Raw genomic sequence first — 17,784 nt, forward strand, 5'->3', positions numbered from 1 at the left:
TGCTCTATGGCGCGGTGCGCTCGGCCCGGGGGCCAAGCTGTTTGATCAGGACATGGTAGACTATGCCATTCGCCTCGAATGTACCACTCTCGACAAAGCCGCAGGATTTGTAGAAATGCTGAGCGGCCTGCTGAGAGGCCATGGTGCGCACATAATAGGCGGGTATCTGGCGGGTCTGTAACTGAAGCTCCAGCTCTCCCACCATTTCCCGCGCCATCCCCTTGCGCCGGTGCTCCGGGGCGGTCAGCAGCATCACCATTTCCGGCTGGCCTTTTGGCAGCGCCTCGGCTTCCGCTACGTTATGGCTGAACAGGATGCCGGCCGCGGCGCGCCAGAGCCAGGGGGAGAGGCAGTTTAGTGCGGCGAAGAAGGCCAGGGGGGTTTTCATCGCCAGCCGGCGGGTCAGGCTGGCGGGATCAAGCGACGCCGCGCAGGCAGCGGCAATGCGCCCGGATTCATCCCGGCGCACCAGGGCCAATTCCTCATCGGCAGACGCGACATAGCGCCAGTAGGCGGCGGCATAAGCTGTGCCAAGCCGGGACACCAGGGAATAGGGCAGCATTGTGATCTGGAGTTGGGCCAGATCCGCGAAATCGCGTTCATCCAGAGTGCCGGCCGGCTTGGTCATGGCGGTGATGATATAGCGCGACAGCAGGAAATGCGGCAGGAAGATTGCCACCTGTACCGCTACCGGCGCCCAGATTTCCGGTATCCCGGCGACCTCGACCACCACGGTCAGCAGGGCCAGATTGGCTGCGCTGTACAAACAGTAGTACAGGCCATAGGAGACCGAGTTGCGCCGCTGTACCTGCCGGCCAAACACGGCGTTGATGTTGAACACCGCCGTGAAGCCCAGCGCCGCGAGGAAAGCGAACAGGTAGGCTAGCCGGTAATCCACTAGCAGCAGCAACAACTCGTATATCAGCAGCGTGAACACGAAATTCGCGCCGCCGACAACGAGGAAGCGTAATGCTTCCTTGAATTTTTCACTCATGCAGCGGCGCCTCATGCACGATGCGGTCGGCATTGGCCATGATCACCAGGGCTACCGTGGTGGCCGGCAGCGACGGCAGCACCGAGCCATCGACCAGGTGGACACGGCGCAACCCGGCGGGCCGTCCCAGCAGGTCGGATTGCTCGAACCGTGCCGGCTCGCGGGTCATCGGAAACGAGCCGCCGAAATGGTTGCCGCCGCCGATATCGCTCACGGTGGGCAGCGGCAGAAACAGCGTGCCGAAGCGCAGCCCCTCCGGGATCAGCCGGCGTGTCAGCCGCTTGATCATCGGCAGGGTCTGGGGGTTGCGCAGTATGCGCAGCGCCAGGGTGCCGGGCGCTGCGTCGGTGCCGCGCTGCAGCCGGGCCTCGAAACCATCGCTCAGTGTGGAATGCAGCCCGCCCCAGGCAATCATCAGCCGCTCCACGGCAGGGCCAAGCAATGCCCATTTCAGGCCTTTGCCGGGAGTAACGCCGAGACGTTGCAGCACAAAATCGTTGACCACGGAAATCTGCATATGGAGCCAATGCGGGGTGACATCCGGAAAACGGGCTTCCATGAACAGCGCCGGCAAGGCATTCACATCCGGCCATTGCAGCCGCTGGCGGCGCAGCCGCAGCATAGGCAGCACAAATTTGCGGCTGTCCTGGAAGCGCAGCGGCGTATCGAAGCGGCCGGCGGATTCCAGCAGGATACGGGCTGAATTCAGTGCGCCAGCAGCAAGGAATACGCGCTTGAAACGCTGCTCGCCCGGGGCCTGATCGGCCAGCCCGCGCCAGCGCACCAGTACTGCCTCGCCTTCTTCCCTGATCTCAGAAACCATCAGGCCGCCGCGATAGGTGATTCTGCCATCGCGAGCCAGGGCAGCGATATCCTGGTCGAAGGTGTGTATCGCATGATAGACGCAGCCGGACAGGCATCTGCCGCAATAGCGGCAGCCCTGGCCGCCGGCAGCGGCGCCATGCAGCGCAAGGCGCGCCTGGCCACAAAGCAGTGTGTTGTCATTCTTGCGGCGGGTGGCGGCGGCAGCGGTAAAATCCTTGAGCAGGTCGGCGGCTTGCTGCGGCAGGCGGATATCGTCGCTCTGCTCCCGCAGGATCGGAAAATGTTCATCCAGCAGCCCCGGGCTGCCGCAGACCGGAATATCCTGCAGGACACGCCGGTAGGATGACTCCAGGGCGGCGCGGCGGAATGGCCAGTCGGCCATGTCGGTATCCGCCATGGGCAGCATCGCGCCCCCCCAGGCAATGCTGAAGCCGCCCTTGGCCAGGGTCGGGTTGGCGGCGATGCCGGCTTCGGCTTCGGTCGGGCAGAGCGGGTGTTTGCCGGCGTAGAGGAAGTCTGATCCGAATACCAGCTTCTTCGGCACCTTGCTGGTGCTGATGGTCGGATTGTCGGTCAGTTCATCAAGATCGGCAGGAGTCCAATGCCGATGATCTGCCGCTCCCAGGCGGGCCACCATCGCTGCCCGGTGGGGATCCAGCTCCTGGCCGGCATCAAGCATGACAACCCGCTCGCCGCGCCTCAGCAATGCCTTGGCGCTGGCAACGGCCCCTGGTCCAGATCCAATAACGGCTATCGCGGCATCATTTGCCGAAATAGGCACGAATGACTCCGATCGTCTTGGCAATCTCGTCGGCGCTATACCGGGGATATGTCGGCAGGTAGATCAGGGAGTCGGCGGTTTTCTGGGCGTTGGGGCAGGGATTGGCAAAGGCGCTGAAGCAGGGCAGGGCAGCGCAGTTGCGGTGGTAGCTCTCGGTAATGTCGCGGCCATGCTGCATCGCATAGGCGACCAAATCATGGCGGCGATCATACTGGATCGGAAAATACCAGTAGATATGCGAGCCATCTTCCAGCAGCGGCGGAATGATCAGCTCCGGAATATCCTTCAATCCGTCATGCCACTGCTTGGCGGCACGGCGCCGCAGAAGCGCCTTAGCGTCCACGCCGTCCAGCTGCTCCAGGATCAGGCGGGCCTGCAGCGGCGACATGCGGATCTTGTAGTCGGCCGGCAATTCGCGGCTCAGTTTCGGGTCCAGGTCGATCTTCAGCTTGTTGTTTATGGCATTCACGTTGTTGAGGAAGGCCCAGCGGAACAGCCAGAAGGTGAAGATGCGGAAAACCAGCGGGTGGGTCACCACATCAATGATGGCGGCCGAGATGACTTTCTTTGCGTAGCCGCCCAGCGCCTGGTAAGGCCAGGCCGCGATTTCGGCGCGGATGCGTTCCGCCAGCGCCGGATCGTTGGTCGCCACGGCGCCACCGAAAAACGCATTCACGTTCTTGTACATGCCAAAGCTATAGATGCCTGCGGTGCCGAACGTGCCGGCAAAGCGCCCATTGCGGCGACCGCCGAAAGCCTGCGCGGCATCTTCCACTAGTGGCACGCCATGCTTGGCACAGATTTCAGCGATCCGCTCCACGTCGCACATCAGGCCGTAGAAATGCGTCACCATCACCGCGCCGGTATCCGGCCCGATCAGGGCTTCAACCGATTTTGCATCTATGTTGCAGGTTTCGCGCTCGATATCGGCAAAGACCGGCACGCCACCGGCGCAAACCACCATGTTGATCACGTCGGCGATGGTGTAGGGCGATACGATCACCTTCTGGCCCGGGCGGATCAGCGCCTTGATCGTGGCATAGATGCCAACGCGGGCCAGCGGCATCGGAACCACCTGCTGCATGCCAAGCATCGTCTGCAGCTTGCCCGACAGGCGTTCGAGATCATCGCCCCGGTAGGCCTTCCCGGTCAGCAGGTCAGCAAAGACATTCCAGTAATGCGACAGCGCCGTGTACAGCCGGAGGCGCGGCAACGGGGCAATCTGATTGAGCGGCATAGATGATTCTCAAAAAACGATGGCGACGGAGACGCTGTATAGCACAATTCCCGGGGGTACTCTAAAGCCGCGAAGCGGCATCAATCCGCCAATCCGTAAATCCACCCTGGATGCGGAAATTAATAAAACTTGTATATATTTCAATGTCTTATTGATATATTGGCGGTGCCACCCGTTCGATCCAGCCGGGCCGGGATGAAGTCGCCAGGGAATAATTCACGCCAACCCCTTCTGGCGCCTTGGGCCTTACCCCTAAAATGCTCCACCATCGTCCGTGCCGGATCAATTGCAGATGACCAAGCAGCCCTTTCTCTTTGCGCCCGCCATCGCGATCTGGCAGCACCGCGAACTGATCCGGCAACTGGTCCGTCGTGATATCGAAGCCCGCTACCGGGGCAGTGTGGCTGGCATATTGTGGGCCCTGCTCAATCCGGTGCTGACCCTGATTGTGTTCAGCCTGTTCTTCAACATCGTTGCCGGCGCGCGTTTTGACCAGAATCTGGGGGGGGCGCCGAATTTCACCCTGTTCCTGTTTCCCGGCTTGATCTTCTTCTGGTTTCTCAGCGATATCGCCACCCGCACGCCCGGCCTGATCGCGTCCTACGCCTCCTATGTCAAGCGGGTAGTTTTCCCGCTGGATATCCTGCCCTTTGTCGTGCTGTGCACGGCGCTGTTTCATGCGTTGATCGGCTTCGGCCTGCTGCTTCTGGTGCTGACGCTTGGTTACGGCATGTATCAGCCGAAGATACTGCTGCTGCTGGTGATCATGTTTCCGTTCTTGCTGTTCTGCATGGGCTTGAGCTGGTTTCTGGCGTCTCTTGGGGTGTTTTTCCGCGACCTTGGCCAGCTTGTCGGCCCGCTCGTCACTTTCCTGATGTTCCTCAGCCCGGTGATGTACCCGCTTTCCAATCTGGCGCCGCAGTGGCAGCCGCTGCTTTATTTCAATCCGCTGACCCTGGTGGTGGAGCAGGCCCGTCTGCTCGTATTCGCCAATAGCTGGCCTAACCTCGAAATCCTGGGGGTTATCACCATTATCAGCTGGCTGTTCATGGTCATGGGCTATCTCTGGTTCAAGCGCAGCCAGCCGGCCTTTGCCGACGTGATCTGACCTCTCACCCCTGCCGCTATTGCCGGGTTATAGCCAATCGCCTAACAATACCCATCATGCCGTGATGCCGTGCCATCATGTCGTGCTGTTGTGATCGGGCGCGAATTGGAAACGAGACCATGACTGCAGCCTCTACTGCCATTGTACATGCGGGTGCCACCGTTGCCGGTTCGGCCAGACTCGGGGACCATGTTGTGGTCTTTGCCGGTGCCGAGATAGCCGAGCAATGTGTGCTGCATGGCTTCACGCAGGTCTGGGCGGGTGTGCAGCTGGGGCGCGGCGTCACGCTCGGCCCTGGCGTGGTATTTGAGGAATTCTCTGCCGGCGCGGGCGATGTGGTGATTGGTGCCGGCGCGCGGATTGGTGCTGGCAGCATTATCAGCCGTGGCGTCAATATCGGGGCGGGCGCGGTAGTGAAACCCGGTTCAGTGGTGGCGCAGAATGTACCGCCCTATGCCATCGTCAGCGGCTCGCCGATCCGCATCACCGGCTATGTTTCCACCCATGCACTCGGCCTGTCGCGTGAGCCGGAGCAGTTCAATCCGAATTTCCCGCCCGGGCAGGATAATGTCCGTATCGGCGTCGGTGATGTGACCCTGCACCGCTTTAAGAAGGTGCATGACATGCGCGGCGATCTGGCGGTGGCCGATATCCCGAAGGATGTACCGTTCACGCCGAAACGCTGGTTCGCGGTGTTCAATGTGCCCAGCGAAAAGACCCGCGGCGAGCATGCGCATTATCGCTGTCATCAGTTCCTGGTCTGCCTGCATGGCAGTTGCGCCATCGTTGCCGATGATGGCATCAACCGCACCGAGGTGCTGCTCGATTCACCCGATATGGGCGTCTACCTGCCGCCGCTGACCTGGGGCATCCAGTATAAGTATACCGCTGATGCGGTGCTGCTGGTTTTCGCTTCCGATGCCTACGATCCCACCGACTATATCCGCGACTACGCCGATTTCGTGCGGGTGGTTGCCGCCAAGCCGGCCTGATCATGGCGGATTTCCTCGTTGCCGGAGCGCTGGGCCAGGTGGGTCAGGAATTGCGCCGCCATGTCGGCAGCCGCGACGCCGTGTTCGTCGACCGCGCCACGCTGGATATCGGCGATGCTGCTGCGGTGACGCGCTGCATCGCCACCTTGAAGCCGCGCGTGGTGCTGAATGCGGCTGCCTATACGGCAGTAGACAAGGCTGAGAGCGAGCCGGAATTGGCACACCAGATCAACAGCCTCGCCCCAGGCTACCTGGCTCGCGCTTGCGCCGAGGCTGGTGCGGCCTTGCTGCATCTCTCGACGGATTATGTATTCGATGGCAATGGCACGCAGCCGTGGCGCGAGGATGATCCGGTGGCACCGCTCTCCGTCTATGGTGCCAGCAAGCTTGGCGGCGAAATCGCGGTGCGTACTTTGCTCAATCGGCATGTAATCCTACGCACCGCCTGGGTGGTCAGTCCGTTCCGCGGCAATTTCGTCAAGACCATGCTGCGGTTGGCGGCCGAGCGCGACGAATTGCGCGTGGTGGCGGATCAGTTCGGCGGTCCGACCATGGCCGCCGACATTGCCGCTGCCTGCTGGCGCATTGCCGACCGCATCGCCGCCAGCCCGGAGCCGGCGCATTTCGGTACCTTCCATTTCGCTGGCCAGCCGCATGTCAGCTGGCACGACTTCGCCTGCGCGATCATTGCCGAATCGGCGCGTCATGGCGGGCGGCAGCCCAGGGTCACGGCCATCACCACCGCCGAATACCCGCTGCCGGCGCCGCGCCCGGCCAATTCGCGGCTGGATGGCGCCAAGCTTGAGCGTGTGCATGGCATCGCCATGCCAGATTGGCGGCAATCCCTGGTGACGCTGATCGATGAACTTTATTCGGTGCCGAAGCCGTAAAGCCGGCGGCGCTGCAGCAGGTCGAAGAACGGCCAGGCGGCCTTGGGATCGGCATGGATATGGCGCAGCAGCGACACGTCGCGCTGCCCGGCGCGCAAAGCAGCAATATCGGCAGCGGCTTCCGTATGCAGCTGCCTGTAATTCTGCGCCATCAGCGCCTGTTCCCGGATCAGCAGCAGGCCGCCGGCAATCACGCAGGCCATGGCGGCAGATTGCAGTTTCGGCTGCCAGCGTTCCGGCAGGCGCAAGAGCAGCATTGCCAGGCCGGCATAAAGGCAGGCGGTGAAAAGCCCATAGCGCCCGGCGATGCCGGTTTCCACACCGAGGCTGGCACGGGAGACGGCTACGGCAAGTAGCGATCCCAGGCCATAGAGCAGCAGCATCAACGCCAGTTGCTGTAGCGAATCAAGCCGCGCCAGCCGCAGCAATGACCAGCCTATCCCTGCCAGGGTGGCGGATAACAGCAAGGCGGCGGCCGTATAGCCAACGATCTTTCTGTGGCCGATCCAGGGTGATCCGGCGATATGCAGCAACTGGTCGAGCAAGGCCCACGGGCTGGGCTGCCAGGGCTGGGCGTCATCCTGATGGTAGCCGGCAACATAGACCGCCAGCACCGCCAGCCCGGCCAGCAGAAAAGGCAGCAGCACGGCAATGCGCCGGTGGCGTAGCCAGGTCATTGCCGCAAACAGCGGCAGCAGCAACACGCCACTGGCCAGGCACAGGCTGGCAGCCATTGCTGCAACGGCGGCAAGCCAGGGCTGGGCGTCAACGCGGTCTGGCGGCGGCCGCGCCGTCACCGCCATCATGCCCGCCACCGCGAATACCAGCATCAGGTCGTAATTGTAGCCGTTGGGAATCACCACGGTTTCCAGCAGGAAGCCGCGGAACAGGAGCAAGGCCAAAGCCGCTATCGTCAGCAGGCGCCAAGCTGGCGTGATTGCAGCATGGCGCAGCACGGCCAGAGCCAGCAATGCGAAGCTGATGATTCGTGCCAGCAAGGCGGTGATGGTGAAGGTGAGGGCATGGCCGCCACCGGCCCAGATATCGGCGGCCATCAGCAGGCGCGGCAGCGGGATGGCGTGGCTGTTATGCAGCGGCAAAAGCCAGGCTAGACTCAAGCCCTGGGCATCATAAGCCAGTAGCATATCCAGCAGGTCGTATACCGGGAGCGGCAGGGCGGTGATCAGGGCCAGGGCGACGAAACTGGCGGCCTGCAGTCCGGCCAGAAGCAGGGCCGGGATGACGAAGGCGCGCTGTTGCCAGTTCAGGGAGGCAAAATTCATACGGATATGGTCATGGTAAGGTCAGGCAGACTGTCTGCGGCAGGCCGGGCAAAAGCAAGCGCCCGGGAAATGCAAAAGTGGGTCAAAGAGTTAACTTTGACTGCCGCCTCGGCCATAGCCGCCCCGGCATGCGCCGGTTAAACTGGCGGCCAGCCCGTAAACAATCGTTTCATTTCACGCCAGCAATGCTCCATTTCAATTCCCGCATCGCCGTTGTCGCCTTGCACGACATCTTTATGGCGGCGCTGTCCTTCGAGGGCGCGCTGGCGCTCCGTTATTGGCTGGCTGACCATGATTACGTCTGGCTGGGGCATCCGGAGCATACCCTGCTGTTCACCGCCCTGGCGGCGGTGGTGTTCCAGGCCATGGGGCTGTATCGCGGCATCTGGCATTACGCCTCGCTGCGTGACATGGCCGCGATCATGAAAGCCAGTGCGCTGGCGCTGCTCATCTTCCTGCCATTGCTGTTCTGGATTTCGCGGCTGCAGGATTATCCTCGCAGCGCCGTGGTGATCCAGTATGGCCTGCTCTGCCTGCTGCTGGCCGGGCCGCGTCTGCTTTATCGCTCCTGGAAGGATGGCAGCCTTATGCAGGCGCTGAAGCGCGAGGTGGATACCCGCGTGCCGGTGCTGCTGGTCGGCTCTGGCGCCGCCGCCGACGCCTTCATCCGCGAAATGGACCGCAACCGCCAGTCCGGCTATCGCGTGGTCGGCATTGTCGATGCCAAGGAAACCCGCCAGGGCCGTGATATCCGTGGCGTGCGTGTACTGGGCAGCATCGATGAACTGGATGCGGTGCTGGCGCGCTTCAGCGAGCATGACCGCCCGCGCCGCCTGATCCTGGCTGACATGCGGCCCGAACGCGAGCAGATGACGGCTTTGCTGGAGCTTGCCACGCAGCGTGGCCTCACCGTCTCACGGCTGCCGCGCCTCACCGATTTTCAGCGCCAGGGCATGCAATCCCTCGGCGCGCGCGATCTGCGCCCGGTGGATATCGAGGATCTGCTCGGCCGGCCGCAGAAGGTGCTGGACCGCGAAGCAGTGCAGCGCCTGATCAAAGGCCGGCGTGTGCTGATCACGGGTGCCGGCGGTACCATTGGCTCGGAGCTTACCCGACAGGTCGCCGATCTCGGGCCGGCGGAAATCATCCTGTTCGAGCAGGGCGAGCATGCGCTCTACCAGATCGATCTCGAACTCGCCGAGCGCTGGCACAATCTGCCCCGACGCGCCCTGCTGGGCGATGTGCGGCAGCCTGAGCGGGTCGAGCGCGTGCTGGCTGAAACCAGACCGGAAATCGTGCTCCATGCTGCCGCCTACAAGCATGTACCGCTGACCGAGGCCAATATCGAGGAAGCGATACAGACCAATGCCTTCGGCACCCGGGTGGTGGCCGAGGCGGCGTTGCGCCACAAGGTCGGCGTCATGGTGCTGATTTCCACTGACAAGGCGGTGAACCCCACCAATGTGATGGGAGCCAGCAAGCGCGTTGCCGAGATGGTGGCGCAGAGTCTGGACCTTGCCGCCGATGCCTCCGGTGCGCCGACCCGCTTCGTCACCGTGCGCTTCGGCAATGTGCTTGGCTCCTCGGGCTCGGTTGTTCCGTTGTTTCAGCGGCAATTGGCCCAGGGCGGGCCGCTTACCGTCACCCATCCGGAAGTGACGCGCTTCTTCATGACCACGCGGGAAGCCGTGGAACTGATCCTGCAGGCCGCTGCCATGCCGGCGGAGGCGGCCCACACTGCTGGCAAGATATTCGTCCTCGACATGGGCGAACCGGTGCGTATCCAGGATCTGGCGCGGCAGATGATCCGGCTGGCCGGGTTGAGGCCCGAGGCTGATATCAAGATCGTCTATACCGGGCTGCGGCCGGGCGAGAAACTCTACGAAGAAGTACTGCACCAGGCCGAGACCCTGGTGCCGACATCGAGCCAGGGCATCCTGCTGGCGGCGCCGCGTATCCTCGATGCCGCCGAGCTTGGCCGTGCCCTCGATGCGCTGTCAGCCGCCGTGCAGGCACGCGATGCCGCCCGGGCGCTGGAACTGCTGAAGGGCCTGGTGCCGGAATTCCAGCACGCGCCGCAAGGCCAGGATAAGTAACCAGGGCAGGATAAGTAGTTTGCCGCTACATGCGGCTGCCGCCGCGCCAGATGTAATGGCCATCGCGGTAGCCATCGAAATATTTCGGCACATCGGGATGGTTCACCGGGCCGCTTTCTGCATCGGGTAGCAGATTCTGCTCCGAGACATAGGCCTGGTAGCTGGTCTGGGCATTCTCGGCCAGCAGGTGATAGAAGGGCTGGTCCTTGCGCGGGCGCATGTCGGCGGGGATCGCCAGCCACCATTCCTCGGTGTTGTTGAACACCGGGTCGACATCGAAGATCACACCCCGGAACGGGAAGAGGCGATGCCGCACGACATCGCCGATCGAAAACTTCGCTTCCCTGCTTTGCGGCATCCTGCCCGCTGTCCCGCCATGATTGCCCGGCCTATGAGCTTAGGCCGTTCCCGAGTTTAATAGGTAGCGCGTCCGCCGCTCAAGTCGAACACCGCGCCGGTGGTGAAGGAATTCTCCGCTGAGAGCAGCCAGGCCACCATGGCCGCCACTTCCTCCACCAGCACGAAACGGCCGCGTGGAATTTTCGACAGCATGTAGTCGATATGGGTCTGTGCCATCTGGTCGAAAATGCGGGTTTTGGCCGCCGCCGGCGTTACGCAGTTGACCGCGATGTCGTGCCCGGCCAGTTCCTTGCCCAGCGACTTGGTCAGTGCCACCACGCCGGCCTTGGCCGCCGAATAGGCACCGGCATTGGGATTGCCCTCTTTTCCGGCGATGGAGGCGATATTCACGATGCGGCCGAATTTCTGCGCCAGCATCAGCGGTACGACCGCGCGGCAGCAATAGAACACGCCATTGAGATCCAGGTCGATTACCGCCTTCCAGGCATCCAGCGGGTATTCATGCACCGGGCCATTAGGCCCCGCAATGCCAGCGTTATTCACCAGCAGGTCGATCCCGCCGAGTTTTGCCGCTGTATCGCGCACCGCCTGTTCCACGGCGGCATAGTCGGTGACATCCACGGCCACCGCCTGGGCGCCGATTTCCTTGGCGACGGCCGCCGCCAGGGCATGGTCGCGGTCCCAGATAGCCACACTGGCACCGGAGGCGAGCAGGCGTTCGCTGACGGCGCGGCCGATACCCTGCGCACCGCCGGTAACCACGGCGCGGCGGCCCTTGAGGTCGATCTGGTTCATGATGCTTCTCTCCCGTTGGCTTTGTCTTTCTCATATATCAGATATGATAGGGCCGCCAGGGTTGGCGGAACAGCAAGTGGCCCGCTCGACCGCGCTGCCCACCCGACTTAGGGTATTGTCATGGATGAAGAACCGCTGATCACGCGCATCACCCAGGATTGGCCGGAGAGCCTGCCGGAGCCGCTGGCGCTGTTCCTCGGCTATTGGCGGGCGCATTGCGGCCCCGATGGCAGTCCGCCACGGCGGGGCACCATCGATCCGCTGGGCATGCCGGCCCGCATCCTGCCTGGCCTCGGCCTGATCGAGGCCTTGCCGCAGCCCGATGGCCGGCGGCGCTACCGCTACCGGCTGCTCGGCACCGACCATCTGGTTGCCAATGGCCGAGAACACACCGGGATGTATTTCGAGGATCTGCACCCGGCTGAGGAAATGGCCGTGGTGGAGCCGCTTTATGCCCGCCTGCTGGCTGGCCGTGAGCCGCATTACTGGCGCCGCCCCAGCGCCGACCCGACCCGGCGCCATATGGGCTACAGCCGCATCCTGGCGCCGCTGCTCAACGATGCCGGTGAAGGCACCTATCTGCTCGGCTACTGGCTGTGGGAGCATCTCCGCTACGGCCCGGAATAGCCCCGCCAGTTGCGGTTATGGGGCTAACCGACTACTAACAAGGGCATCCACCAACAGCCGCCAAGTCCAATGCAGATCACAGTTACCCGTTTCGAGATCGAGGGCCCGCTCAAACTGACCGGGCGGCGCTTCGGCGATAACCGCGGCTGGTTTGCCGAGACATTCAGCCAGGTGGATATGGCGGCGGTGGGCATCACCAATAGCTTTGTCCAGGATAACCATTCCCAGTCGGTGCCGCGCGGCACCATGCGGGGCATGCATTATCAATTGCCGCCCCATGCCCAGGCCAAGCTGATCCGGGCGCTGCGTGGCCGTGTGCTGTCGGTAGCCCTGGATATTCGGCGTTCGTCGCCTACATTTGGTCAGCATGTGGCTGTCGAGCTTTCAGCCGATGCACCGGATCATTTCTATATCCCCGCCGGTTTCGCGCATGGCTTCTGCACCCTGGAAGAGAATTGCGAGATTTTCTACAAGGTGGATGCTTATTACGCCCCGGCGCAGGAACGCGGCATCCTGTGGAGTGATCCGGCACTTGGCATTGCCTGGCCCGTGGATGTCGCTGCGGCGGTGACTTCGGGCAAGGACGCGCTGCATCCGCCGCTGGCGCAACAACCGGATGTGTTTCCATGAGCCAGGCTTCGTTGAACGACTATCTGCTCCATTCCGCCGAGATACTGCGGCTGGCAGCCACGCCGGAGCTTGAAAGCGGTGTCGCCGAGGCCGTGGCCGCCGTGGTCGCCGGCTTGAAGGCCGACAAGCCGCTGCTGGTCTGCGGCAATGGCGGCTCGGCAGCGGATGCCATGCATATCACCGGCGAACTGGTCGGCCGCTTCCTGAAAGAGCGCCCGGCTTTGCGCTGTATCTGCCTTTCCGATAATCCTTCGGTGCTCACCGCCTGGGCCAACGATTATAGCTACGAAACGGTGTTTTCGCGCCAGGTGGAGGCCTATGGCCAGCCGGGCGGCGTCTTCTGGGGCATCAGCACCTCGGGCAATTCGTCGAATGTGGTGCTGGCGGCCAGGGAAGCGCGCAAGCGCGGCATGACCGTGCTGGCGCTGACCGGCGAAGGCGGCGGCAAGCTGGCGGCGGAAGCCGATATCCTGCTCGCCGCGCCATCGCGTCACACGCCGCTGATCCAGCAGGTGCATATCTGCCTGTATCACTATATCTGCGAAAAGATCGAAGCCGCTTTCGCGGGATAGGAATTCAGCGTACCGCCGTACCAGCAGCAGCGGCGGGTGCGTCGCCCCGCTTGGTCATTTCGATATGGCCTTCGAGCGACTGGATCTGCAGTTCGCAATCGACATTGGCGTTGTAGATCGCCTGACGATTGAACTTGGTCATGGTCTTGAGGGCTTCGTTCAGACATTCGCGCCGGTCTGGCGCTTCGGTCTGGGTGCCGGGTATGAAATGAATCTCGGCGCGCTGGCTGCGTTCATAGCTTTTAATCGCATTGGCGCCAATAACGCCTGCGGCGCCAAGCCCTGCCAGGACCAATACGCCGGTGATTCCGGCTCGTTGCAGATCGTTAAGCGCCACCGACTGCCTCGTGCATCCCAAGTATTGCCGTTCTGGCCGCCAGCGCAGCGGGGAGTACCGTGCTGTCGTGGTCTATCCCTAACAATCCATCCTGGAATGGTCAACGGGGCTTGGCAGGCTGTGACCAGGAATTCATGATAGGCCATGGTCGTCGCAAGCATACTGATCGTGAACTTCAACGCGGGCGGGCACTTGGCCCGCTGTATCGACGCTCTGCGTCGTCAAGATTCGTCGAATTTCGAAGTGCTGCTGCTCGATAACGGCTCCAGCGATGAATCCTGGGCGGCAGCAATCCAAGCCGCCGATGGTGACCCGCGTTTCCGTTTCGAGGCGGCCGGCGCCAATCTTGGTTTTGCTGCCGGCAATAACCGCCTGGCGGCGAAGGCCCGCGCGCCATGGTTGGCATTTCTCAACCCCGATGCGATACCAGCCATGGATTGGCTGAGTAAACTGCTCGATGCCACGCAGCGTTATCCCGGCGTGGCGCTGTTTGGCTCACATCAGCTTGATGCCACCAATCCAGGCATTCTTGATGGCGCTGGCGACCGCTATTTCTTCAATGGTCAGGCATGGCGCGGCGGCTACGGTTGGCCGGCGAGCACGAAACTGGCGGAAGGCGAGGTATTCACCGCCTGTGCCGCAGCCGCACTCTGCCGCCGCGAAGCCTTTGCAGCCGCCGGTGGCTTCGATGAGAGTTTCTTCTGCTATGTCGAGGATGTCGATTTAGGCTTTCGCCTGCGGCTGCGCGGTGAGACTTGCGTGCAAGTCCCTGCCGCCGTGGTGCATCATGTCGGCAGTGCTACATCGGGCGGGCCGGGTTCGGATTTCGCACGCTACCATGGCACCCGCAATCTGATCTGGTGCTTCATCAAGAACATGCCCTGGCCACTATTCTGGCCCTTGCTGCCATTGCATGTCGGGTTGCTGGTGCTGCTCTGGTTGCGGCTGTTGCGGCTGGGCAAGGGCGAAACCATGGGCCGGGCGCTGCGTGATGCCTGGCGTGGCTGGCCGCAAGCCTGGGTCAGCCGGCGCCGGATTCAGGCGCAGCGCCGGGCCTCAACCTGGGCCATTGCCCGCGCCATCACCTGGAATCCGCGCGAACTGTTCACCCGCGCGCCGGCGAATCGGCTTTAGGATTTTGAGATTTGCCCGCGCGCCTTGGCGCTGAGCAGGCAGGTGGCACCAGCCGCCAGCGACATGCCCAGCATGGTCAGCACCATCGGGAACTGATTAGGCTGCACGTCCTGCCAATGGCCGACGATCTGGGTGGCCACCGCGCCCATGCCCATCTGCATGGCGCCGACCAGGCCCGCCGCCGTGCCGGCCAGCTTCGGGTTTACCGAGATGGCACCGGCAATGCCATTGGGCAGGGTGATGCCGTTTGCCACCGCCACCAGGGCCATGGGCAGAAACACCGTTGCCGGTGTGACGATATCGAGAAAACCAAACAGCGCGATCAGGCCGGAGCCGGCCACCGAGATAACGGCGCCCATGGTGAACATGCGGTCGGTGCCCAGCCGGTGCACCAGCCGCCCGGTGGAGAAGTTGCCGAGCATGTAGCCGACCGATACCAGGATGAACCACAGGCCATAGGTCGATGGCGGCAGTTTCAGCACCGTGATCACCACGAAGGGCGCGCCGGTGATGAAGGAGAAGAATACACCGGAAACGAAGGTGGTCTGTAGCGCATAGCCGCGGAACGCCGGATGGCGCAGCAGCGTCACATGGTCGCCGATATAGCGGCGCATGCTGCCCGCCGGCAGGGGGTCGGCACCGGCCTTCAGGGTTTCCGGCAGACGCAGATAGGCCCACAGCACCACGCCGCTGCCGAATAGCACGCAGACCGCGAAGCTGGCGCGCCAGCTGATCCAGGAATCGAGATAGCCGCCGATGGCCGGCGAGAACATCGGCGCCAGACTCATCGCCATGGTGATGTAGCCGATCATCGCTGCTGATTCGGAGCGATCATAGATGTCGCGCACGATGGCGCGCGACAGCACGATGCCGGCGCAGCCGCCGAGCGCCTGCAGCAGGCGGCCGAAGATCAGCACTTCCACATTCCAGGCTGCGGCGCAGAGCAGGCCGCCGGCAATATAGATGCCGACGCCCCAGAGCAGGGCCGGGCGCCGCCCGGTGCGGTCCGAGATCGGGCCATAGGCGATTTGCGCCGAGGCCATGCCAACCAGGTAGAGCGTCAGGGTAAGCTGGATGGTGCCGTAATCGGTGTTGAACACCTGCACCATGCCCGGCATCGAGGCCATGAAGATATTCAGCGCGGTGGGGCCGAGCGCTGTCATGGCGATCAGAATCGCAAGCGACGGACGGGAGGAACGGGCGGCGGACATGAGGGGGTACTGCGGGGGCGGGGAAGGGCGGCAGCATAGCCTGCCGCCGCCCTACGTCAATTGACGGGGCCGTTACCGGGCCCTGTATTTCATTTGCCGATGAATTTCGGTGCCCGTTTCTCGAAGAAGGCGGTCACGGCCTCGCTCTGATCCTGGCTGCTTTGCACCAGGGCCTGCATCCCGGCGGCCATTTCCAGGCTGGCGCGCAGCGGAATACCGTGGCTCTCGCGGATCAGCTTCTTCGATAAACGCAGCGATTGCGGCGGCTGCGATGCAATACGCTTCGCCAGCTTCTGCGCCTCGGGCAGCAACTGATCCAGCGGCACCACATGATTCACCATGCCCCAGGCGTAAGCCTGCGGGGCCTTGATCACATCGCAGGTGAAGGTCATTTCCATCGCCCGCGATAGGCCGATCACACGCGGCAGAAACCAGGCACCGCCATCGCCGGAGATCAGGCCGACACGCAGGAAGCTCTCGGAGAATTCGGCGTCCTCGGCGGCGACACGGATGTCGCACATCATGCTGAGGTCGCAGCCTGCGCCCACGGCATGGCCGTTCACCGCCGCGATGGTCGGTACCTCGATGGCCTGCATCGCTTCCGGGATGCGCTGGATGCCATGCTGGTAGCCGCGCCGTGCTTCCAGTGGGCTGCCGCCGAACAGGCCGGTGCGTTCGCGCATGTCTTTCACATTGCCGCCCGAGGAGAAGGATTTGCCGGCGCCGGTGATTACCACGCAGCAAACACTCATGTCGGCATTGATCCGCGCGCAGGCATTGGTGATGCCGTCGACGATGGCCGGTGAGATGGCGTTGCGGGTATCCGGCTCGTTCAAGGTCAGGGTGACGACGCCGCCATCCTGGGTGTAGATCACCGCATCTTGTGCGCTCATGGTTTCCTCCTGGTGTGTGTGGGGCAAGCTTAGCGCGCCATTGGGGTGGCTGCCAACGCGCCGGGCCGGGAAAGAGCTGCCGCCGCTTGATAACCCGGCGATTGCTGGTCATGCTGGCAGCAGAAAAAGGAAACGCCGCATGTATGCCCCGCCCGAGACGCGGTCGCTGGAAATTTTCGACCGGCTCCCTGAGCGCTTCACCAAGCCGCGCCAGAGTCGCTGGGCCGATATCAACCTGGCCGGCCATCATGCCGGCTGTTTTCTCGAAGGCCCGGATTTCGATGCGGCGGGCAACCTCTATATCGTCGATATTCCATTTGGCCGCATTTTCCGGCGCGATCCGCAAGGCCACTGGCATCTGGTGATCGAATATGATGGCTGGCCGAATGGGCTGAAGGTTCTGCCCGATGGCCACCTGCTGGTGGCCGATTTCCGGCGCGGCCTGGTGCGCATCGATCCGGCCAGGGGCAGCCATGAAGTGCTGTTCGATACCGTTGGCGGCCAGCCGCTGCATGGCCTGAACGATCTCACATTCGGCCTCGATGGCAATCTTTACATCACCGATCAGGGCCAGACCGGGCTGCATGATCCGCGTGGCCGGGTGCTGCGCATGACACCCGATGGCAGCGTTTCGATTTTGCTCAGCAATGGCCCGAGCCCGAATGGCCTGGTGTTCGATCGCCAGAAACCGTGGCTCTATGTGGCGATGACGCGCGGCAATGCAATCTGGCGCGTGCCGTTGTTTGAAGGCGAGCCGGTGAAGGTCGGCATCGCAGTGCAGCTTTCCGGCGGCATCGGCCCCGATGGCATCGCCATGGATGCCCAAGGCCGCCTGCTGGTGGCGCATATGCAGATCGGCGTGTGGCATTTCGATAGCCGAAACCGCCCATTGGCGCTCTATGAGGCGCCAGCCGACAGCTACACCACCAATCTAGCGATGCGCGACAAGCGCATCTATGTCACGGATTCGATCCAGGGCCGTATCCTCACGGCGGATCTAGTGGATTAAGGGGATTTGC

18 protein-coding genes are annotated in these 17,784 nt (G+C 62.8%); 9 read left to right on the forward strand and 9 right to left on the reverse strand.

Annotation, left to right across the window (positions count from 1 at the left end; all coding sequences use genetic code 11):
• Window positions 1-4: 4 nt before the first annotated feature.
• From ACQY7X_RS10770 to ACQY7X_RS10780, 3 genes are all read right to left on the reverse strand, one after another.
• Window positions 5-994 (reverse strand): GNAT family N-acetyltransferase, encoded by a 990-nt coding sequence (locus ACQY7X_RS10770; protein ID WP_428249916.1) that lies wholly within the window; start codon window positions 992-994, stop codon window positions 5-7.
• On the reverse strand, window positions 987-2,498 hold the full coding sequence (locus ACQY7X_RS10775) for a hypothetical protein (RefSeq protein ID WP_428249917.1): 1,512 nt from the start codon (window positions 2,496-2,498) through the stop codon (window positions 987-989). The genes ACQY7X_RS10770 and ACQY7X_RS10775 overlap by 8 nt, the downstream gene beginning before the upstream one ends.
• Window positions 2,499-2,580: 82 nt before the next feature.
• A complete protein-coding gene (locus ACQY7X_RS10780) occupies window positions 2,581-3,837 on the reverse strand; it encodes a DegT/DnrJ/EryC1/StrS family aminotransferase (protein WP_428249918.1) in 1,257 nt (418 codons plus the stop codon).
• Between the two features lie 292 nt (window positions 3,838-4,129).
• On the opposite strand from ACQY7X_RS10780, the gene ACQY7X_RS10785 reads away from it, so the two are divergent.
• The 3 genes from ACQY7X_RS10785 (at window position 4,130) to rfbD (ending at window position 6,827) form a co-directional block, all read left to right on the forward strand.
• A complete protein-coding gene (locus ACQY7X_RS10785; RefSeq protein WP_428249919.1) occupies window positions 4,130-4,945 on the forward strand; it encodes an ABC transporter permease in 816 nt (271 codons plus the stop codon).
• 119 nt (window positions 4,946-5,064) lie between these two features.
• Window positions 5,065-5,937, forward strand: a complete 873-nt coding sequence (locus ACQY7X_RS10790) for a WxcM-like domain-containing protein (protein ID WP_428249920.1) — start codon at window positions 5,065-5,067, stop codon at window positions 5,935-5,937.
• Between the two features lie 2 nt (window positions 5,938-5,939).
• Entirely contained in the window at window positions 5,940-6,827 is an 888-nt protein-coding gene (gene rfbD / locus ACQY7X_RS10795; RefSeq protein ID WP_428249921.1) for a dTDP-4-dehydrorhamnose reductase, read from the forward strand.
• On the opposite strand, the gene ACQY7X_RS10800 is transcribed toward rfbD, so the two are convergent.
• Complete coding sequence (locus tag ACQY7X_RS10800; RefSeq protein WP_428249922.1) at window positions 6,806-8,110, reverse strand: hypothetical protein; 1,305 nt, start codon at window positions 8,108-8,110, stop codon at window positions 6,806-6,808. The genes rfbD and ACQY7X_RS10800 overlap by 22 nt on opposite strands.
• Before the next feature lie 185 nt (window positions 8,111-8,295).
• Here ACQY7X_RS10800 and ACQY7X_RS10805 point away from each other — a divergent pair, with 185 nt between their 5' ends.
• The gene (locus tag ACQY7X_RS10805) at window positions 8,296-10,206 is read left to right on the forward strand and encodes a polysaccharide biosynthesis protein (protein WP_428249923.1); all 1,911 of its coding nucleotides are present in this window, start codon (window positions 8,296-8,298) and stop codon (window positions 10,204-10,206) included.
• Between the two features lie 25 nt (window positions 10,207-10,231).
• Here ACQY7X_RS10805 and hspQ read toward each other — a convergent pair whose 3' ends face one another.
• Both hspQ and ACQY7X_RS10815 read right to left on the reverse strand, forming a co-directional pair.
• Window positions 10,232-10,522: a heat shock protein HspQ gene (gene hspQ / locus ACQY7X_RS10810; RefSeq protein WP_428249924.1), complete on the reverse strand. Its 291-nt coding sequence runs from the start codon at window positions 10,520-10,522 to the stop codon at window positions 10,232-10,234.
• 98 nt (window positions 10,523-10,620) lie between these two features.
• Window positions 10,621-11,361, reverse strand: a complete 741-nt coding sequence (locus ACQY7X_RS10815; protein ID WP_428249925.1) for an SDR family NAD(P)-dependent oxidoreductase — start codon at window positions 11,359-11,361, stop codon at window positions 10,621-10,623.
• Between the two features lie 120 nt (window positions 11,362-11,481).
• On the opposite strand from ACQY7X_RS10815, the gene ACQY7X_RS10820 reads away from it, so the two are divergent.
• From ACQY7X_RS10820 to ACQY7X_RS10830, 3 genes are all read left to right on the forward strand, one after another.
• Complete coding sequence (locus ACQY7X_RS10820) at window positions 11,482-11,988, forward strand: PAS domain-containing protein (RefSeq protein WP_428249926.1); 507 nt, start codon at window positions 11,482-11,484, stop codon at window positions 11,986-11,988.
• A 69-nt stretch (window positions 11,989-12,057) separates the two neighbouring features.
• Window positions 12,058-12,618: a dTDP-4-dehydrorhamnose 3,5-epimerase gene (gene rfbC / locus ACQY7X_RS10825; RefSeq protein WP_428249927.1), complete on the forward strand. Its 561-nt coding sequence runs from the start codon at window positions 12,058-12,060 to the stop codon at window positions 12,616-12,618.
• The gene (locus ACQY7X_RS10830; RefSeq protein WP_428249928.1) at window positions 12,615-13,190 is read left to right on the forward strand and encodes a D-sedoheptulose-7-phosphate isomerase; all 576 of its coding nucleotides are present in this window, start codon (window positions 12,615-12,617) and stop codon (window positions 13,188-13,190) included. Before rfbC ends, ACQY7X_RS10830 begins: the two co-directional genes overlap by 4 nt.
• A 4-nt stretch (window positions 13,191-13,194) precedes the next feature.
• Here ACQY7X_RS10830 and ACQY7X_RS10835 read toward each other — a convergent pair whose 3' ends face one another.
• Window positions 13,195-13,527: a hypothetical protein gene (locus ACQY7X_RS10835; RefSeq protein ID WP_428249929.1), complete on the reverse strand. Its 333-nt coding sequence runs from the start codon at window positions 13,525-13,527 to the stop codon at window positions 13,195-13,197.
• A 144-nt stretch (window positions 13,528-13,671) separates the two neighbouring features.
• Here ACQY7X_RS10835 and ACQY7X_RS10840 point away from each other — a divergent pair, with 144 nt between their 5' ends.
• Window positions 13,672-14,661 (forward strand): glycosyltransferase family 2 protein, encoded by a 990-nt coding sequence (locus ACQY7X_RS10840; RefSeq protein ID WP_428249930.1) that lies wholly within the window; start codon window positions 13,672-13,674, stop codon window positions 14,659-14,661.
• On the opposite strand, the gene ACQY7X_RS10845 is transcribed toward ACQY7X_RS10840, so the two are convergent.
• Together ACQY7X_RS10845 and ACQY7X_RS10850 are read right to left on the reverse strand one after the other, a co-directional pair.
• Window positions 14,658-15,872 carry a multidrug effflux MFS transporter gene (locus ACQY7X_RS10845; protein WP_428249931.1) on the reverse strand — a complete coding sequence of 405 codons (1,215 nt, stop codon included), beginning with the start codon at window positions 15,870-15,872 and terminating at the stop codon, window positions 14,658-14,660. The genes ACQY7X_RS10840 and ACQY7X_RS10845 overlap by 4 nt on opposite strands.
• A gap of 89 nt (window positions 15,873-15,961) precedes the next feature.
• A complete protein-coding gene (locus ACQY7X_RS10850) occupies window positions 15,962-16,765 on the reverse strand; it encodes a crotonase/enoyl-CoA hydratase family protein (protein WP_428249932.1) in 804 nt (267 codons plus the stop codon).
• 139 nt (window positions 16,766-16,904) lie between these two features.
• Here ACQY7X_RS10850 and ACQY7X_RS10855 point away from each other — a divergent pair, with 139 nt between their 5' ends.
• Window positions 16,905-17,774, forward strand: a complete 870-nt coding sequence (locus tag ACQY7X_RS10855) for an SMP-30/gluconolactonase/LRE family protein (protein ID WP_428249933.1) — start codon at window positions 16,905-16,907, stop codon at window positions 17,772-17,774.
• The last annotated feature ends 10 nt before the right edge of the window (window positions 17,775-17,784 follow it).

It is taken from the genome of Ferrovibrio sp. (genome assembly GCF_965278975.1).
GTDB lineage: Bacteria > Pseudomonadota > Alphaproteobacteria > Ferrovibrionales > Ferrovibrionaceae > Ferrovibrio.